Annotated in this window: 18 protein-coding genes and 1 pseudogene; 16 read left to right on the forward strand and 3 right to left on the reverse strand. The window is 38.4% G+C overall.

Annotation, left to right across the window (positions count from 1 at the left end; translation table 11 throughout):
• Nucleotides 1-108: 108 nt before the first annotated feature.
• The 3 genes from moaC to HUG15_RS03125 are packed head-to-tail and all read right to left on the reverse strand — an operon-like array spanning nucleotide 109 to nucleotide 1,657.
• On the reverse strand, nucleotides 109-600 hold the full coding sequence (moaC, locus tag HUG15_RS03115) for a cyclic pyranopterin monophosphate synthase MoaC (RefSeq protein WP_200126946.1): 492 nt from the start codon (nucleotides 598-600) through the stop codon (nucleotides 109-111).
• Complete coding sequence (gene mobA, locus HUG15_RS03120; RefSeq protein ID WP_200126947.1) at nucleotides 597-1,169, reverse strand: molybdenum cofactor guanylyltransferase; 573 nt, start codon at nucleotides 1,167-1,169, stop codon at nucleotides 597-599. The genes moaC and mobA overlap by 4 nt, the downstream gene beginning before the upstream one ends.
• Nucleotides 1,166-1,657: a MogA/MoaB family molybdenum cofactor biosynthesis protein gene (locus tag HUG15_RS03125; protein WP_200126948.1), complete on the reverse strand. Its 492-nt coding sequence runs from the start codon at nucleotides 1,655-1,657 to the stop codon at nucleotides 1,166-1,168. Before HUG15_RS03125 ends, mobA begins: the two co-directional genes overlap by 4 nt.
• A 440-nt stretch (nucleotides 1,658-2,097) precedes the next feature.
• Between HUG15_RS03125 and HUG15_RS03130 the strand changes: the two genes are divergently transcribed.
• From HUG15_RS03130 to HUG15_RS03205, 16 genes and pseudogenes are all read left to right on the forward strand, one after another.
• Nucleotides 2,098-2,766, forward strand: coding sequence for a GntR family transcriptional regulator (locus tag HUG15_RS03130; protein WP_200126949.1), 669 nt, complete (start codon nucleotides 2,098-2,100; stop codon nucleotides 2,764-2,766).
• A 5-nt stretch (nucleotides 2,767-2,771) separates the two neighbouring features.
• On the forward strand, nucleotides 2,772-3,968 hold the full coding sequence (locus tag HUG15_RS03135; protein ID WP_200126950.1) for a CaiB/BaiF CoA transferase family protein: 1,197 nt from the start codon (nucleotides 2,772-2,774) through the stop codon (nucleotides 3,966-3,968).
• A 22-nt stretch (nucleotides 3,969-3,990) separates the two neighbouring features.
• Nucleotides 3,991-4,902: a hydroxymethylglutaryl-CoA lyase gene (locus HUG15_RS03140; RefSeq protein ID WP_200126952.1), complete on the forward strand. Its 912-nt coding sequence runs from the start codon at nucleotides 3,991-3,993 to the stop codon at nucleotides 4,900-4,902.
• 22 nt (nucleotides 4,903-4,924) lie between these two features.
• Nucleotides 4,925-5,211 (forward strand): annotated as a pseudogene (locus tag HUG15_RS03145) (aconitase family protein); the annotation flags it as partial.
• A 44-nt stretch (nucleotides 5,212-5,255) separates the two neighbouring features.
• On the forward strand, nucleotides 5,256-5,351 hold the full coding sequence (locus tag HUG15_RS03150; RefSeq protein WP_425504027.1) for a hypothetical protein: 96 nt from the start codon (nucleotides 5,256-5,258) through the stop codon (nucleotides 5,349-5,351).
• 333 nt (nucleotides 5,352-5,684) lie between these two features.
• Entirely contained in the window at nucleotides 5,685-6,680 is a 996-nt protein-coding gene (dctP, locus tag HUG15_RS03155) for a TRAP transporter substrate-binding protein DctP (protein WP_200126954.1), read from the forward strand.
• A 373-nt stretch (nucleotides 6,681-7,053) separates the two neighbouring features.
• The gene (locus HUG15_RS23305) at nucleotides 7,054-7,464 is read left to right on the forward strand and encodes a type 2 periplasmic-binding domain-containing protein (RefSeq protein ID WP_200126956.1); all 411 of its coding nucleotides are present in this window, start codon (nucleotides 7,054-7,056) and stop codon (nucleotides 7,462-7,464) included.
• A 28-nt stretch (nucleotides 7,465-7,492) separates the two neighbouring features.
• Nucleotides 7,493-8,050, forward strand: coding sequence for a TRAP transporter substrate-binding protein DctP (dctP, locus tag HUG15_RS23310; protein ID WP_200126958.1), 558 nt, complete (start codon nucleotides 7,493-7,495; stop codon nucleotides 8,048-8,050).
• Between the two features lie 153 nt (nucleotides 8,051-8,203).
• Nucleotides 8,204-8,626, forward strand: coding sequence for a TRAP transporter small permease (locus HUG15_RS23605; protein ID WP_425504045.1), 423 nt, complete (start codon nucleotides 8,204-8,206; stop codon nucleotides 8,624-8,626).
• Between the two features lie 14 nt (nucleotides 8,627-8,640).
• Entirely contained in the window at nucleotides 8,641-9,966 is a 1,326-nt protein-coding gene (locus tag HUG15_RS03175; protein ID WP_200126961.1) for a TRAP transporter large permease, read from the forward strand.
• A gap of 106 nt (nucleotides 9,967-10,072) precedes the next feature.
• Entirely contained in the window at nucleotides 10,073-10,984 is a 912-nt protein-coding gene (locus HUG15_RS03180) for an IS1595 family transposase (protein WP_200126962.1), read from the forward strand.
• A 364-nt stretch (nucleotides 10,985-11,348) separates the two neighbouring features.
• Nucleotides 11,349-12,611, forward strand: coding sequence for an amidase (locus HUG15_RS03185; RefSeq protein WP_200126963.1), 1,263 nt, complete (start codon nucleotides 11,349-11,351; stop codon nucleotides 12,609-12,611).
• A gap of 600 nt (nucleotides 12,612-13,211) precedes the next feature.
• Nucleotides 13,212-14,240 (forward strand): TRAP transporter substrate-binding protein, encoded by a 1,029-nt coding sequence (locus HUG15_RS03190; RefSeq protein WP_200126964.1) that lies wholly within the window; start codon nucleotides 13,212-13,214, stop codon nucleotides 14,238-14,240.
• A gap of 148 nt (nucleotides 14,241-14,388) precedes the next feature.
• Entirely contained in the window at nucleotides 14,389-14,853 is a 465-nt protein-coding gene (locus tag HUG15_RS03195) for a TRAP transporter small permease (RefSeq protein WP_200126965.1), read from the forward strand.
• A 20-nt stretch (nucleotides 14,854-14,873) separates the two neighbouring features.
• Nucleotides 14,874-16,151, forward strand: a complete 1,278-nt coding sequence (locus HUG15_RS03200; RefSeq protein ID WP_200126966.1) for a TRAP transporter large permease — start codon at nucleotides 14,874-14,876, stop codon at nucleotides 16,149-16,151.
• A 418-nt stretch (nucleotides 16,152-16,569) separates the two neighbouring features.
• Nucleotides 16,570-17,172, forward strand: a complete 603-nt coding sequence (locus HUG15_RS03205) for a TetR/AcrR family transcriptional regulator (protein WP_200126967.1) — start codon at nucleotides 16,570-16,572, stop codon at nucleotides 17,170-17,172.
• The last annotated feature ends 8 nt before the right edge of the window (nucleotides 17,173-17,180 follow it).

A 17,180-nucleotide genomic window follows, 5' to 3' on the forward strand; every position in this document is an offset into this window, starting at 1 on the left:
AGACAAAACCACAACATGTGCCCGATTTTTGACCTCAAAAATCGGGGTACTGTCTTATAATTGTCGTCACCCGGAATTGTGCCGACAAATAATAGGGTTATTTTGGTGTTACTTTCGTCGCGGATGATAAAAATCGCCACTTTTTCCGCCGGTTTTTTCAACGAGCAAAGTTTCTTTAATGATCATTGATTTATCGACGGCTTTACACATGTCGTAAAAGGTGAGCGCGGCGGCAGTAACCGCGGTTAACGCTTCCATTTCGACGCCGGTGTTGCTTTTTACCGTCACGGTGGCTCGGATGATTAGCTCGTATTCGTCATCTGTTTCTTCGTATGCAAAAGATAAATCAGTTCCTTGGAGCGGGATCGGATGGCACATGGGAATCCAGTCAGGGGTTTTTTTCGCACCCATGATCCCGGCGATTTGCGCGGCTTGCAAAGGGTCTCCTTTTTTCAGCTCTTCACTTTCAATTGCCCGGTATAATTTTTCGGTTAGCAAAATACGGCTTTCAGCGGTCGCGCTTCGGGTCGAATCTTGTTTTTGGGAGATGTCGACCATTTTCGTACGGCCTTCTTCATTATAATGGGAAAACTCGCTCACGGTTCATGCCTCCAATCTTCGGGTCTGTTTATATTGATAAAAGCAAGGTGGTCCGACGGGAAAGGTAAGCGATAGGCGTCAACGGCATCGTATAAAGCTTTCATGCTGCTTTCTTTTTTCACCAGTTCCCTTAATGCCGGTAAACAACGCATGTGATAAGCGGCATGTAACGGCTGGTTTCGCCCGTCGGTCGTTGGCAAGATGATATCAGAATTGGGGTGTTGTTTTGTTGCTTGAAGAATGGTGCTGACAGTCGCTCCGTCGATATAAGGAACATCCCCCGCCAAAACTTGCAGCCATTCGAATCGTTCGGCTGACATTTTTTCCATGGCTGTATGTAACGCGCGTAATGGTCCGCCATAGGGGTTTTCATCGATGATAACTCGATGATTTTGAAAAGCAGGTGCAAGTTCCTGGTTGGTTACGATATAGATCGATGAGATTCCGGCGTGTTGCATCGCGGCAATGCTTTGTTGGTAAAGGGGCTTGCCTTGATGGGCTTCAAAAAGTTTTTGCCTGCCGTATCTGGATGATCGCCCGCCGGCGAGTACGAGACCGGCAACGTTCATTTGCGGAGCTCTCCAACTATATGAGGGAGCACCGGTAAAATTAAGTCAGTCATGGCGAGACGAACGGCATTCGATGAACCGGGAAGCGCAAATAGAGCAGTTTGGCCAATAGTGCCCGCGAGCGCGCGACTAAGCATCGCTTTCGCTCCGATTTCCTCATAGCTTTTCATTCGAAACAACTCCCCGAACCCCTCGATTTCTTTATCAATCATCCCGTAAACGATCTTGTAAGTAACATCTTTGGCGCTAATCCCGGTCCCGCCGTTCGTGATAATGGCGTCAAGCGAAGTCTGAGTCGTCCATTCATGGAGCACGGATTGGATCGTCGGTCCGTCATCCGGAATCACCCGATACTTCCTCATTTTATGCCCAGCCTCTTCCAAGAGGGAACGAATCAACGCGCCACTCTTATCTTCATTCTCTGTACGCGTGTCCGACATCGTCAATATTCCAACGTGAACCGAAGAAGCGTCGTGTTTGTGATGCATTCTTTTCCATCCTCCCGACGGTTGTTGTCTTCTTATCTATTTTAAGGTATGAGGGTGGATTCCGCAAAGGGTAAGGGACTTCTCTGACGTTTGTGACTCCTTTATCCCATCTATCGAACCCAATTAAGATTCACTAATTTCAGAAGACATTACTAAGGATTTCATTAAAATCACTGAAACTACTAAAGTTTTAAAAATAATTATTTCACTTTTTGTTGACAATTTACAATATACATTTTATACTTTGATAAAGCGCTTACATTCTATTCATTCGGGCTCAGACCGGGTTTCCCATATGAAATTTAGGATTTATAGGAAGAATCGTAAGCTCTGTGCGATATGGTCTACTTATGTGCACGACACACTTCGGGTTACATCATAAAGAAATGAAATTCAGATAAATCGGGAGCATATGTGAGCAGAAAGGGGGGGAGAGGATTATGAGCCTCGTTGTGAAGTCCGAACCGTTTCATATTCAGGCCTATAAAAATATTAAAAACTTACTTTTGGCAAATGAGTTCTCATCAGGAGAACAACTGACTGAAATAGGACTGGCTAGAAAATTGGGGGTGAGTCGAGGTCCTGTCCGAGAAGCGATCCGCATGTTACTACAAGACGGCTTGGTTATTCAAAAAGGTGTGCATATTCATGTGCTAGATCCAACTTTTAAAGATGTTGAGGACCTCTATCTTTGCAGAAAAAGATTAGAGCCCCTCGCAGCTGGACTAGCAACTGAAAAAATGTTGCAGGATAACAAAAACAGGTTAATAGAAATCATTGAAAAAACGAAACACAATTTAAAAATGAATGAATTGGGAACTGTGGTTGAGTTAAATACAAAATTTCACGAACTAATAGTTCATTCATCAGAAAACCAACAGCTGATTCAATTCATGGATTTAATAGCTGCAAAAACAGTTTACATGAGAAACAGTATTTTAAGAAACTATACACGTGAAGCTGCCTTTATTGAGGAACATGAGAAAGTTGCTCAAGCAATTTTGAATAACAATAAGGACCAAGCCGAATTAGAAATGACGCAACATATCCAGAATGATTTAGAGGCATTTTATCCTCTTTTTGAGAAAACAGACATAAAGGATGAATAAAAAACATGAGCAAAACGTTAGAGGGAGTTAAAGTTTTAGAATTAGGAGGTTTAATTGGTGGTCCGTTTGCAGGGAGACTACTCGGGGAATTCGGTGCGGATGTCATAAAAGTCGAACCACCGGGGAAAGGTGACCCACTTCGGGACTGGCGTCATATCTATGAGGGAACATCACTCTGGTGGCGACTTCAATCTAGAAATAAAAAATCGGTTACTGTCAATTTAAAAATTGAAGAAGGTCAGGAAATTATTAAGGCTCTAGTTAAAGAGTGTGATATTGTTGTTGAGAATTTCAGGCCAGGGACGATGGAGAAATGGAACTTGGGATATGATGAACTGTCCGCAGTCAATCCAGGTCTTATTATGATCAGGGTTTCAGGTTATGGTCAAACTGGACCTTACCGGGACAAAGTCGGGTTTGGAAGTATCGGTGAGTCAATGGGAGGACTCCGTTATATCACGGGATACCAGGATCGGCCCCCAACGAGAGTAGGAATCAGCCTTGGCGATTCTCTTGCAGCGATGTATTCAGTCATCGGTGCGATGATGGCTCTTTATCACCGTGATATAAAAGGAACTGGAAAAGGCCAGATGATCGATGTTGCGCTTTACGAGGCCGTGTTCAGTTTAATGGAAGGAACACTGCCTGAGTATGACAAGCTCGATGTCGTCCGCGAAAGAACGGGTTCATCATTGCCGGGGATAGCACCTTCCAATACGTATAAGTGCAGCGATGGAAAATACATTGTCATTGGTGGGAATGGTGACGCTATTTTCAAAAGACTGATGAACGCAATTGGACATCAGGAGCTTGTGGAGGATGTCCGCTTCCAAAGTAATAGCGGACGGGCAGAACATGTAGATTTCCTTGATCAGGTTATAGAAGATTGGACAAAAACTGTCGAGTTTGAAAAGGCTTTAAAAACGCTTGATGAAGCGGGAGTGCCTGCAGGTCCTATTTACAGCATTAAGGATATCGTCAATGATCCGCATTATCTAAGCAGGGAAATGATACAGCACTTTCAAATGAATGGAGGAGAGTCACTAAAAATTCCGGGTATTGTACCAAAAATGAGTGAAACACCGGGTGAAACGAAATGGCTGGGTCCTAGTCTGGGGAAACATACGGATGAAATCATGAAAAGCTGGCTCACTTATAGTGATGAAAAAATTAAAGAACTAAAAGACAAAGGAATTATATAAAACCCTGGGAGAGTGAGCTGTTTTGCAAAAGATCACACTTCAAGAAGTAGTGACAAGAGATGGGTTTCAAATTGAGGAACAGTTTGTTACGACAGAGAAAAAAATCGAATTAATCAACCGATTAAGTGAAGCAGCTGTAGATAAAATTGAAGTCACCTCATTTGTTTCGCCTAAAGCTGTACCTAATTTGAGTGATGCAAAAGAGGTGATGAACGGGATTAATCGGACGCCTGGAGTGACTTACAGTGCGTTGGTTCTAAATCTAAGAGGAACAGAACGTGCAGCGGAGTGCGGAGTAGAGGAAGTCAATCTTGTCGTTTCGGTTAGCAATACTCACAATAAAAAAAATGTTCGGCGAACCACAGAGCAATCGTTTGAGAACTTTCAAGAGATGATGGACTATTTGTCCAGTACAAAAATGAGTGTAAACGGAACGTTGGCTACTTCCTTTGGGTGCCCATATGAAGGAGACGTTTCCGAAGACAAAGTTCTTCGTTTAGTGGATCAGTATCTTGAATTAGGTGCAACAGGCATAACGTTGGCTGACACAACGGGGATGGCAACGCCTAAACAGGTATTCGAGTTATCCGAAAAGGTGTTGAAGCGTTGGGCGTATCTGCCTCTAGCTCTTCATTTTCATAATACAAGAGGAATGGGGCTTGCAAACGTTATGGAAGGAATTCGTGCTGGGGTGACCCGTTATGATGCTTCTCTTGGTGGATTGGGAGGCTGCCCGTTTGCGCCGGGTGCAACAGGGAACGTCTGCACCGAGGATCTTGTTCATATGCTTACTTTCATGGGTTATGAAGTTGGAGCAAATCTTGACCAGCTGATAGATTCGGCTAAGTATTTGCAAGATGTCCTTGGTCATGAAGTGCCGGGACAGGTAATTAAAGCAGGAAAAATAACAGATCTTCATCCTATATCTGAATAATAACAAAGTGGGGAGAGATATAATGGCCACGAAGACTCTCTTTGAAAAAGTGTGGGATAAGCATATGATCGAGGCACAAGTGGAACAACCGCTTTTGTTTATAGACCTTCACCTGGTGCACGAGGTCACATCTCCACAGGCTTTTTCGCTCCTTCGTGAGCAAGGACGTACAGTCAGACTTCCGGATTTAACATTTGCAACAAAACCGATCATAATGTTCCGACAACAGGTAGAAATAGCCCGATTGCTGATCCTCTGGCTAGAAAGCAAGTTGAGTTTTTGACTGACAACTGTAAAGAATTCGGCATACAAGAGAAAATGCTGTATGGGCTCTTCAGGATTACGGTTTTAAAGTGATTATACTACCCCCTTCATTCGCCGATATTTTTAAAATCAACTGCTCAAAAACGGGGTTATTATTGGTTGAACTAGACCAATGGAATCGTTGACGATCTTTTTAAAAAAGAGAAAAACAATCCTGGACTTTCGTTGCGAGTTGATCTGGAAAGCCAAATTATAGAGAATGAGTCCGATTGGAAAGTGTCGTTCTCCATTGATCCTCATTCGAAAGAAGTTGTTAAACGGGTGGGATGACATTTCTCTTACTCTCCAAGCGGAAGAAAATATTAAGAGATTTGAACAACAACGGCCATTCTATATGGGTCCGTTTGTTTCCTGATAACCGAATCCTAGTTAGAAGTAATAAGTGGAACACCATATTACTGAAAGATAAATAAGGCTGTATCTTTGTCATTTATAACATTTGAGGAGGTATATAATATATGTTTAAATCATACTTTATGAGTACTAAGATAATTTTAGTATTAGGGATGCTTTCAATATTCATTACCGCTTGTGGCAATGAAGAAAGCACCGAACAAGAAGATGGAACTTTTACATTTACAGGGACAACAACACTAGAAGAAAGCGATCTTTTAGCTCAAGCATTCTTTATGTTTGAGGAAAAAATTGAAGAAAATTCCGACGGAAGAATTGAGTTAGATTATCGTGGAGGACCAGAAACAATTCCCGACGATGAAATTGGAGACGCAATCAGAAGCGGGGCGATTGATTTCACTGTCACTCCAGCTGCTTACTATGCTGGTAGCGTCCCTGAAGGATTAGCTCTTAGCTATTCAGAAATTGATACAGAAACTGAGTTGGAACGAGGCGGGATCGATTATTTAGATGAAATTCATCAGGACAATTTAAACGCAAAATTGTTAGGCAGAGGCGCTGAAGTTAATTTTGGTATATATACACAAGATGAAATAATATCTTTAGAGGACTTTGAAGGAATGAGAATCAGAGGTACTCCTACCTATGAGCCAATGACTAACAGGCTTAATGCAGAAATGGTGTCTATGTCCGGGGGAGAAATGTACGAGGCACTTGACAGGGGGGTAATAGATGGATTTGGTTGGACTGCTGTAGGTATGACAGATATGGGACTTGAAGAGCAAGTAAATTATAAACTAGCTCCTGAATCAGAATTTTATAGAATGGACGTCGTTAATTTAATAAATTTGGACAAGTGGAATGAACTCCCTGAAGATTTACAGCAAATAATGATCGAAACACAAAGGGAAGTTGAAGATGAAATGCATGAAGTTACGGACGAATTCTTACAAGAAGAAGAAGAAATCCTCGAAAATACAGAGATTGAAGAAGTAGACCTTGGAGATGAATTTTTAGATGTTGTTAATGACGCTGGATGGGACTTTATTGAAAATAACGTGGAGGATAGCGTGGAATTAGAGGAATTGTTCAGAGAGTAGTCATTGAAGGCGATAATATGGATTACCCCTCTTCCACATAACGTATCTTTACACGATGAACATCATTGAACGCACCATAATGGAATTGAAATAGCGTGGCAATCGATGAACAGGTAACAGAGTAAATCTTCTATATCCCATCCATGACAACGACCGATGGGCAAATGAAAATAAGTGATGTGCAAGCGCTGATGATAAGATCCAAGGTATGAGTGAAAAACGTTATTGAAAACTGAACGAAGCCCCATCCAAATATGAACCATAACCTTCTATTAATTTAATATATTTCTTGATGGTCCGTAAAGACTGTTGAAGATTAGATGAAATCAAAAATCCGCGCTAATCGATTAACAAATCCTTGAGGAGATATATAATGTTTAAATCATACTTTATGAGTACTAAGATAATTTTAGTATTAGGAATGATTTCAATATTCATTGCCGCTTGTGGCAATGAAGAAAGCGCCGAACATGAAGATGGAACTTTTACATTGACAGGGACTACAACAAATGATGAAAATGATCTGTTAGCTCAAGCATTCTTTGTGTTTGAGGAAAAAATTGAAGAAAATTCCGACGGAAGAATTGAGTTAGATTATCGTGGAGGACCAGAAACAATTCCCGACAATGAAATTGGAGACGCAATCAGAAGCGGGGCGATTGATTTCACTGTCACTCCAGCTGCTTACTATGCTGGTAGCGCCCCTGAAGGATTAGCCCTTAGTTATTCAGAAATTGACACTGAAACAGAGTTGGAACGGGGCGGGATAGGATTATTTAGATGATCTTCATCAAAATAAATTAAACGCAAAATTGCTAGGTAGAGGCTCCGAATATGGATTTAATTTATATACCCAAGAAGAGATTACATCTCTAGAAGACTTTGAAGGAATGAGAATAAGAGGTACCCCTACTTATGAGGCGATGATTAATAGCCTTAATGCGGAAATGGTATCATTTCCGATGGGGGAAGTGTATGAGGGTCTTGACAGAGGAGTGGTAGATGGATTTGGTTATCCTGCTATTGGGATAACAGACGTGGGGCTCGAGGAACAAGTTAATTATCAATTAGCCCCCGAATTAGAGTATTATAGAACGGATGTGGTTAATTTAATAAATTTGGACAAGTGGGATGAACTCCCTGAAGATTTACAGCAAATAATGATCGAAACGCAAAGAGAAGTCGAAGATGAAATGCATGAGGTTACAGATGAATTCTTACAAGAAGAAGGGGAGATCCTTGAAAATACAGATATTGAAGAGGTAGATCTTGGAGATGAATTTTTAAATTTTGTTAATGAAGCTGGATGGGATTTCATTGAAAATAATGTTGAGGAAAGTGAGGAATTAGAAGAATTGTTTAGAGAGTAAGTCGTTAGGGGTCTACTGATACTTAGACCCCTATAAAAAATAAGAGGTGTCCTATTTATGAGCATAACTAAAAAAGTGAATTTTTATTTTGACCTTGTTCTTTCAAAAATTGAAAATCTTTTTTTATTCATTTCGTCAATTTTACTAATTTTGATGGTCACTATTATTACCTTAAGTGTACTAGGAAGAACGTTCTTTAATACTCCCTTCGCGTGGACAGTCGAATTTAGTGAGTACATCATGTTATATATGACTTTTTTTACACTGGCTTGGATTTTACGACAAGCAGCCCACGTCAAAATTGATATGGTTGTTAACTTATTTAATTCGCGGGTTAGAAAAGTGATAAATTTAATATCAAGCGGGTGTTGTCTGCTAGCAAGTATATTTTTAACCTATTTCTCATTCATAGTTTCATTAGATTATATACAAAGAGGAGATATAATGTATAGATTGGTCCCGCTCCCAGAATATATACTTTATTTACCGATATTTGTTGGAAGTGCACTTTTAACTTTTCGATTAATTGCTCAGATTTTAAATTATACCTTGTACGACGAACAAGAAATATATTAACGGGGGGCTAATAAATGGAATGGTATGTAACTTTGATAATTTTTTTCGCGATATTTCTCTTGTTAGTTGTTGTAGGTGTACCCGTTGCTTTTTCATTTTTAATTACTAATTTTATTGTAATTACTTATCTAATCGGATTTGAAGTTGGATTAGAACAACTGATTCAAAGGACCTCAGGTGCATTAACTGATTTTTCGCTAACTCCAATTCCTTTATTTATTTTAATGGGTGAGCTACTATTCCAATCAGGTATTGTTTTCGCTACTTTAGAAATTTTAAATAAATGGTTAAAAAAATTACCTGGTCGTTTAAGTGTACTTTCGATAGTAGGAGGGACTATGTTTGCCTCCTTAAGTGGCTCTAGTATAGCGAACACTTCGATGTTAGGTTCAGTACTGGCTCCAGAAATGAAAAAAATGGGGTATCAAACATCAATAAGCTTAGGTCCGATCATGGCAGCTGGGACCTTAGCTATGATAATACCTCCTAGCGCAATGGTGGTGTTGCTGGGGGGGATTGCTTCAATCGCTGTAGGTCCTCTTCTATTGGGAGGTGTGGTACCAGGGTTGTTACTGGCAGCTTTGTTTATAGTGTATATAATTATACGTTGCCTTATTAATCCTAGTCTAGCACCTACTCACACAAGCAAAGAAGATATAAAGGAACCTTTTTCTTTAAAATATTTTTTCTTAACTTTGTTTAGAGATATATTACCCCTCTTTGTTATTACTTTTAGTGTTCTTGGTATTATTTTATTTGGTATAGCTACACCAACAGAAGCTGCAGCTGTCGGGGTTATAGCTTCTATAGTAGTGATAGTTTTGAAAAGTAGATTGAACAAAGATGTATTAAAAAAATCATTTAACGGAACTTTAAGAATCAGTGGAATGATCATGTTTATTGTAGCAGCATCCGTTGGGTTCGGCCAACTGTTGTCTTTTTCCGGAGCTACTAGAGAGATGGTTGCTTTTATAGAATCACTAAATATGTCAGTCATTCAATTAGTAATTATATTTCTAATAATAACTATTATTTTGGGTATGGTTATTGAACCTATTTCTTTAATGATGATCACTGTTCCATTATTTATGCCGATACTTGCAGCTTTAGATGTAAACTTGATTTGGTTCGGTATAATGCTATTAATTTCTTATGATTTAGGAAATCTTACACCTCCTGTTGGAATGTTATTGTTTGTGATGAAAGGTGTTAGACCAGAGGTTCCAATGCCTCATATTTATAAGAGCATAATCCCATTCTTTTTGATTGAATTAACAATGATTGTATTAATATTAATTTTCCCTCAAATTGTATTGTGGTTACCAAACCTAGGTGGATGACATTAATAAATTAAAATGAGTACCCCTTTTGCTCAGAATAACTACTCTTACGAACGTACGTGTGATATAATATAATCACAAACAAGCGTTTGAATAGGTGCGCAAAATGGCTAACTATCAACAGATGAGCTTTGTCTCTTTTCAAAAACAGTTTCCGACAGAAAAAGCTTGTCACGATCACCTATTCAACCTGAAGTGGAAGGATGGATTCTGCTGTGAGACATGCGGCCATGGCGCTTATTTTGAGACAAAAACACGGAAACACCGCCTTTACGAATGTAAAGCATGCCGCTATCAATCAACCGTCACCGTTGGAACCGTGATGGAGAAAACGCGTACCGATCTTACCAAGTGGTTCATCGCTATCTACATGATTGCTCATGATAAGAGAGGGATCTCCGCGCATAAGCTCTCGGGAGACATTGAAGTGTCTTATAAAACGGCTTGGTTGATGCTTCACAAAATCCGGCAGGCTATGAGAAAACGCGATGCCGCATATACCCTCGCCGGTATTGTTGAATTGGATGATGCTTACTTTGGTGCGCCCACAGAAGGCGGAAAGCGCGGTCGCGGCACGGAAAAGACCAAAGTGTTGGTTGGGTTGTCGTTGACCAACCAGGGCCATCCACGTTATGTAAAAATGGAAGTGACCCCTGATATCAAAGGGGAAACCTTGGTCAAAGTTGCAGAGAAATGGATCGTGCAAGGGTCCACGATCAGCAGCGATGCTTACCGTTCCTATCGGGCGTTGGCTGGTGCTGGCTTCAATCATGAGTATCAGATGTATGATGTCAAAGAAACACCGGATCATTTACATTGGCTGCACACCGTGCTTTCCAACGCCAAAGCATTTGTGGGCGGAACCTTTCACGGTCTTGACGCTAAGCACCTTCAAGCCTACTTAGACGAGTTTTGCTATCGTTTCAACAGGCGAAAATTCAAAGGGGAATGGTTCAGCCGTTTAATGACGTTGTGTGCCTCAACGGAAACGATCACTCATTCTGAGCTAGTGGGATAATCATTTAAATTAATAAACCGTATATAGTGAATCTTTCTAGTCTTAGGCATTGTAATTAATAATAGTAAGTACTCGATCAATTATTATATGTCGCCGATTTTCTTTTGAGTTGAAAGTTTTAAAAGTTAGCCAGTCTTTTGTCTACAAGAATATTTGTAGAGTTTAGAGCATTCCTGTTATAAAATTTTAGCGAACTGCTACTGGAGAAAAGATTACTATCACCTTACATAAGGAGGCGAAACAGTTAGTTAAGGACGTAGGTCAAGATACAGTTAGCTAAAAATAATGTAGCACAATTTTAATAGGAAAGATCGGTTATTCAAATTGCATAAATATTCTTGATAAAATAAGGGAGAGGTTAATTATGAGTAGGTTGTTATCTAATAAGGTTGAGAAATATCTTAAACGTATATCAGAAATAGACGATAAAATAAAGGCATGGGAAGAAGTTTTTACAGAATTCGCGATGATACAAGCTGAACATATAGATAATAAAAAAAATAAAGGTGCATTGTATGGTTTAATAATAGGAGTAAAGGACATATTTGATTTTCAAGGGCGTCCCCCGTGTAATGGGGCTGTTGTTACTACACATTCAATTCCTAAACAAAATGCCACTATTGTACAACGTTTATTTGATGAAGGTGCATTAATAATTGGAACGACAAAGTTAACAGAATTCTGTTATTTCAAACCTTGTTCTACGAGAAATCCTCATAATGTTGAACACACACCTGGTGGCTCAAGCAGCGGATCTGCTGCAGCCATCGGGGCTGATATGGCAGATGCAACAATAGGAAGTCAAACAAAAGGTTCCACAATTCGCCCAGCCAGTTATTGCGGTATTTATGGTTTTAAACCAAGTTTAGGAGGGATAAGTACAGCTGGATCTACACATTTAACAACGACGTTAGATCATCCGGGAATTTTTGCTAATAATACTCATACTTTAAATAAGATTTTTAACGCTTTAATTGGTTATGATAGTAATGATTCTACATCATGTTATTTACCTGATATAAATAATAAATCTAGATTTAAAATAGGATACATTGATCTAAATAAATATACTGAAATTAGTAGTGATATGAATAATCATTTTAGTTTCTATTTATCGCAGATTAAAAAATCAGGTCATGAAATTGAGGAAGTTGAACTTCCTGTTAGTCTAGAAGAAATAGAAGATATTTGGCAAGGGATATTTTATCCTGAAGTTCACCATCATCTTGGTTATCTAAAAGAAAGCAATGAATATGATTTGGTAGGTGAAGAAATTAGAGGTGCAATTGAAAAAGGAGAGAAAGCTAGTTTAAATCACTACCTTTACTCCTTAAAAAGAAGAAATAATTTAGCGTATAAAATGGATAAACTATTTCAATCAAATGATTTTATTCTCCTCCCTTCTGCAAGGGACGTAGCCCCAAAGGGTATCAATTCGACAGGGGATCCTATTTGTACTGTTTTAACTAGTTTATTGGGGCTACCTGTTGTCAATATACCAGTTGGTGTTAATGAACATGGCTTACCTTTAGGGTTACAACTAATAAGCCGAAAGTATTATGATAAAAAAGTAATATCATCCATATCAGACTTACCAGCAAAAATGTGTACACACACTCAAAAATAAACCCTTGGGAATTGTATTCAAATACACTGAAAATGAGTTAATCCTGGATGACGAGCAGGTTTGATATGGCGTCGCGTTTAACGTAGACAGATCTCCTTGCTGCCAAGGATTCCACATGGCTTAAGTCTCGTTTTACAAAGTACAACTGTTGCCGAATTGCTTGACGAACCTTTTTGGACTCTTTTGATTCGTTACCAAAAGAGAGGCTTTCTTGCTATTTTTCCGATACCTCTTCGGCTCGTGGAGGGTGTCGATCATAGTTTCAAGCTTTTGGCGAACCTCATTTAACACTCCAAATCGGTGAATAAGCGATATCCCGGGGTGGTTGTCCACATCGCGTCGAGGAACAATTCCCCCGTGCGAACGAAGGAATGTCTCCTTTCCCATCATCGCTACTAGAACACCTAGTGTTTTACCTGACATCTGATGACCAACTTAAAAAATTAAAACAACTATTGACTTTTTAGTACTCGCCTTTTAAGTTAGTTAGTAATAACAATCATTAATTTTAATATCGCATTGTTTGTAATAGTTTTGTTTTTATAGATTTTGTTAGTAGTTGTAAGAAATGAATAAAATAATTTAGGAGGTTTTGCAAATATGTTTAATAAAAAGATAAAAATATTTTTTTTTACTTCACTAATTATTTTGTTATCAGCCTGTAATGAGGAGGCAAGTACAACAGATGAAAATAAGATGACCATTACATTGGTTGGGTCTACTCCTGAAGATCATGCTATAACTTTAGGGGCTGAAAAATTCAAAGAAATAATAGAAGAAAGGAGTAATGGGCAAATTGAAGTAGACTATTATCCAAATTTACAATTGGGTTCTTTACGTGAGCAAGTTGAAGCTAACCAAATGGGCACTATAGATATGTCTGTATCTCTTCTTTCAACGATTTCACCTTTTGTAGATGAATATGAAGTGCTTGAATATTTCTTCTTGTGGCCAGAAGAAGAGGAGTTAATTTGGGAAGTACTTGATGAAGAACCAGGTAGAGAAATATTATCTAAATTAAGACAAGAGGGGTTTGAAGGATTAGGATTTTGGGCTGGGGGATACAAGGCTGTTACAAGTAATGACATACCCGTTCTCAATATGGAAAGTTTTGGAGGTATGAGCTTAAGAGTTGCCCCCTCACGAACATTAATAACAACGTTTGATCAGTATGGTGCCGTTCCAACCCCTGTAGATTTTGGAGAATTGTACACCGCCTTACAGCAAGGAACAGTAGACGCTCAAGAAAACCCTATGGACACTATTAATACGATGAACCTTTATGAGGTTCAGGATCATTTAACACTCTTAAATCATGGGTATCAATTTCATGTAATGACCGCAAACCAGGAATGGTTTAATAGTTTGTCGCTTGAAACACAGGAACTTATTCAGGATGCTGAGAAAGAAGCTCGACTATATGCTCGGGATCTTAATGAAGAACAAACCCAATCTTATATTGATCAAATAGAAGAAGATGCAGATATTGAAGTACATGAACTTGACGAACAAGCAAGAAAAGAATTTACAGAGATGACAGAACCTTTGCATGAGGAATTAAGTGATACTGAAAGAAAAATGGAAATACTAAATATCATTAATGAAGCGTTAGAAGAAGTAGAAAACTAGGCGACTGTTACTCTGGTTAAAGGTAATTGCTATATGTAAGTGGACTTTGATGGTTTCATCAAAGTTTCAAACAGCTTAATCTGTTGGTTTGACCATTGTTTTAAGTATGTACTCTTAGCATGACAATTAATAGTAAAGGAGAATAAATGTGAAGATTCTTGATCGGTTGGAGGAAATATTTATCTCTGTGACAATCATGCTTGGTGTTTTGTTAGTGTTTGTTAATGCCATATTGAGATTTATAGATATAGGGAATAGTTGGTCTGAAGAATTAACGCGTTATCTTATAATATGGTCTACTTTTATTGGAGCAAGTGTATGTGTGCGCAAGGGAATGCACATAAGTATAGATTTATTGCCTCAATTACTCAAAGGGGCTAAGGAGCGCGTACTAAAAGCATTTATTCATTTATCAGCAATTGTCTTTAGCCTTATACTAGTCGTATATAGCCTAGAATTTGTGTTCTTTAGCGCCCAGATGAATCAAATCACGCCTGGTTTGAACATTCCTTTCTATATTGTTTATTGTGTTATCCCTATATCCGGAGTATTACTGACCATAAGATATATTCAAAATTTCATTAATGTTATTATATCATCAAAAATTAACTGAAGTACGAGGAGGGATATAACATGATTCTTACTCTAATATTTTTAGCCCTTTTAATGTTATTCATTGGAGTACCAATATTTATTGCTTTAGCACTTTCAACTTTTATAGTAATAATAATTTTTACGGATTTCAGTCCTTTAATTATCATTCAACAACTATTTGGTGGTATTGACCAATTTGTATTAATGGCTCTTCCTTTTTTCATACTTGCTGCATACGCAATGGATGTAGGAGGACTATCAGATCGAATTATAAGATTTACGAAAGCTTTGGTTAGTCACATAAATGGGGGGGTTGCGATGGTTACACAAAGTGCATCGATGTTCTTTGGAGCGCTATCAGGATCTAGTCCCGCAACGGTTGTGGCTATTGGGAAAATCATGTATCCTGAAATGTTAAGACAAGGTTATTCTAAAAGTTTTTCATCGGGGTTAATTGTACAATCTGGATCATTATCATTGATTTTTCCCCCAAGTATTACATTGATTCTTTATGCCAGTGCTACCGGCACATCTGTAGGGGACTTGTTTATGGCGGGGATTGGGGCAGGAGTCGTTTTTGGGATCTCCATGCTAAGCTTTATATATTTTTATTCTAGAATAAAAGGTTATCCAAAGAATCAAAGAGCTACTTGGAAGGAATTAATTAAAGCAACAAGAGATGCACTTTGGGCCATAGCTATACCCATTATCATTTTAGGTGGAATTTTTAGTGGAATATTTACACCAACAGAAGCAGCAGGGGTAGCAGCTATATACTCTATACTTATAGGAATGTTTGTTTACAGAGAAATTACTTTAAGAAAATTGTATGAAGTGTGTTTGTCAACTGCAATCACTTCTGCACAGGTTATGATATTAATAGCAGCTGCTTCTGGGTTAGGGTGGTTACTTACGGTAGGACAAGTACCACAAATGCTGGCATCTTTTTTAACAGAAAATTTTTCAACAACATTGGCTTTTTTAATCGTCCTTAATGTAATATTGCTATTAATCGGTATGTTTGTAGATTCAACGGTTGCCCTAATAGTTATTGCACCTCTTGTTCTTCCAGGCGCTTTAGCGTTAGGGGTCGACCCAATTCATTTGGGAATTATTATGGTGGTTAATCTAGCAATTGGCACTTTCACACCACCGTTTGGACTGAATATTTTTGTTGGTCAGAGCATAACAAATTTAGGTATACATGAAATGGTTCCAGGGATTATCCGATTTATAATCGTTGCGTTAATTATACTGCTAATTATAACGTTCGTTCCTTCCATATCAACATTTTTACCTGAATTAATGCATAGTTAACTTGATACTATGACGAAGCAGATCCTTAAAGTTTGTTTATCGAAGGCGGTATATGAAAATTATGTATGATTATATAAAGCCGAGTCTATACCATGGCTTCCTCTAAGCCCCTATAAGTATGACTTTTACACGCTCAACTGGTCGAAGGATATACACCATTATTACAGGCTGGAATATTGATAACTGAAGGTTAAGAAGGCAACGTCTCATAATGTAAGTTCCTAGCTACACGGTCGGTACCTTGATCCAGTGCGTGTGTAAACGAGTCCAACGGTGTCGAACGTGCTCCTGTCTGTAGAAGTTTCGGAATTTAAAATTCAAGCCAAAATTTCTGTAGAAATGAAAAAATGTTTGACAATACGTAATCATTTGTATTATCCTGCATATATAAAGTAACTGTAGGGATGGAATAAATCAGATGAATGTAGAAAATAAAAAAATGGATACTAATGAAAGAATCTTACATGCAGCTATTGAACTTATCGCTGAAAAAAGTTATAAGGAAGTTCCGACGAAAGAAATAGCTGCAAAAGCTTCAGTAAGTGAAATGACGCTATTTCGTCATTTTGGGAGTAAAAAACGAATGTTAGTAGAAGCTGCAGATCGTTTTTATTATACGGTCTCAATGAAAAAAATCTTCTTGGAAAAAATACAATGGGATCTAGAAAGCGATTTATTAATAATTGCTGAAACTTATCATAAACTGATTAGAAAAAATAAAAACCTAATTTTAATTGCAATTAAAGAGGGAAATAAAATCCCTGATTTATTAGAACAAATTAACAAACATCCAAGACAATTAAAAGATTTACTAATTGAATACTTTTCACAGATGCAAGATTGTGGAGCGATGATCCCGGGAAATGTAGAAGAATATGCAATGGCTTTTTTGTATATGAATTATGGTGAGTTTTTATCACGTTCATTCGTAGCTGGGAATATGATTACATCGATACCAGATAGTAACTTTAGAAAAGCAAGTGTGAAGCTGTTTGCCAGGGGCTTAAGTGTCAATTCTTAAGCCAAAAT

This window comes from Salicibibacter cibarius, assembly GCF_016495725.1.
Classification (GTDB): domain Bacteria; phylum Bacillota; class Bacilli; order Bacillales; family Marinococcaceae; genus Salicibibacter; species Salicibibacter cibarius.

Excerpts from the sequence above, each read along its gene's own strand:
- mobA (WP_200126947.1), bottom strand. The coding sequence starts at position 1,169 with ATGAACGTTGCCGGTCTCGTACTCGCCGGCGGGCGATCATCCAGATAC.
- HUG15_RS03125 (WP_200126948.1), bottom strand. The coding sequence starts at position 1,657 with ATGCATCACAAACACGACGCTTCTTCGGTTCACGTTGGAATATTGACG.
- HUG15_RS03130 (WP_200126949.1), top strand. The coding sequence starts at position 2,098 with ATGAGCCTCGTTGTGAAGTCCGAACCGTTTCATATTCAGGCCTATAAA.
- HUG15_RS03135 (WP_200126950.1), top strand. The coding sequence starts at position 2,772 with ATGAGCAAAACGTTAGAGGGAGTTAAAGTTTTAGAATTAGGAGGTTTA.
- dctP (WP_200126954.1), top strand. The coding sequence starts at position 5,685 with ATGTTTAAATCATACTTTATGAGTACTAAGATAATTTTAGTATTAGGG.
- HUG15_RS23305 (WP_200126956.1), top strand. The coding sequence starts at position 7,054 with ATGTTTAAATCATACTTTATGAGTACTAAGATAATTTTAGTATTAGGA.
- HUG15_RS23605 (WP_425504045.1), top strand. The coding sequence starts at position 8,204 with ATGGTCACTATTATTACCTTAAGTGTACTAGGAAGAACGTTCTTTAAT.
- HUG15_RS03175 (WP_200126961.1), top strand. The coding sequence starts at position 8,641 with ATGGAATGGTATGTAACTTTGATAATTTTTTTCGCGATATTTCTCTTG.
- HUG15_RS03180 (WP_200126962.1), top strand. The coding sequence starts at position 10,073 with ATGGCTAACTATCAACAGATGAGCTTTGTCTCTTTTCAAAAACAGTTT.
- HUG15_RS03185 (WP_200126963.1), top strand. The coding sequence starts at position 11,349 with ATGAGTAGGTTGTTATCTAATAAGGTTGAGAAATATCTTAAACGTATA.
- HUG15_RS03190 (WP_200126964.1), top strand. The coding sequence starts at position 13,212 with ATGTTTAATAAAAAGATAAAAATATTTTTTTTTACTTCACTAATTATT.
- HUG15_RS03200 (WP_200126966.1), top strand. The coding sequence starts at position 14,874 with ATGATTCTTACTCTAATATTTTTAGCCCTTTTAATGTTATTCATTGGA.
- HUG15_RS03205 (WP_200126967.1), top strand. The coding sequence starts at position 16,570 with ATGAATGTAGAAAATAAAAAAATGGATACTAATGAAAGAATCTTACAT.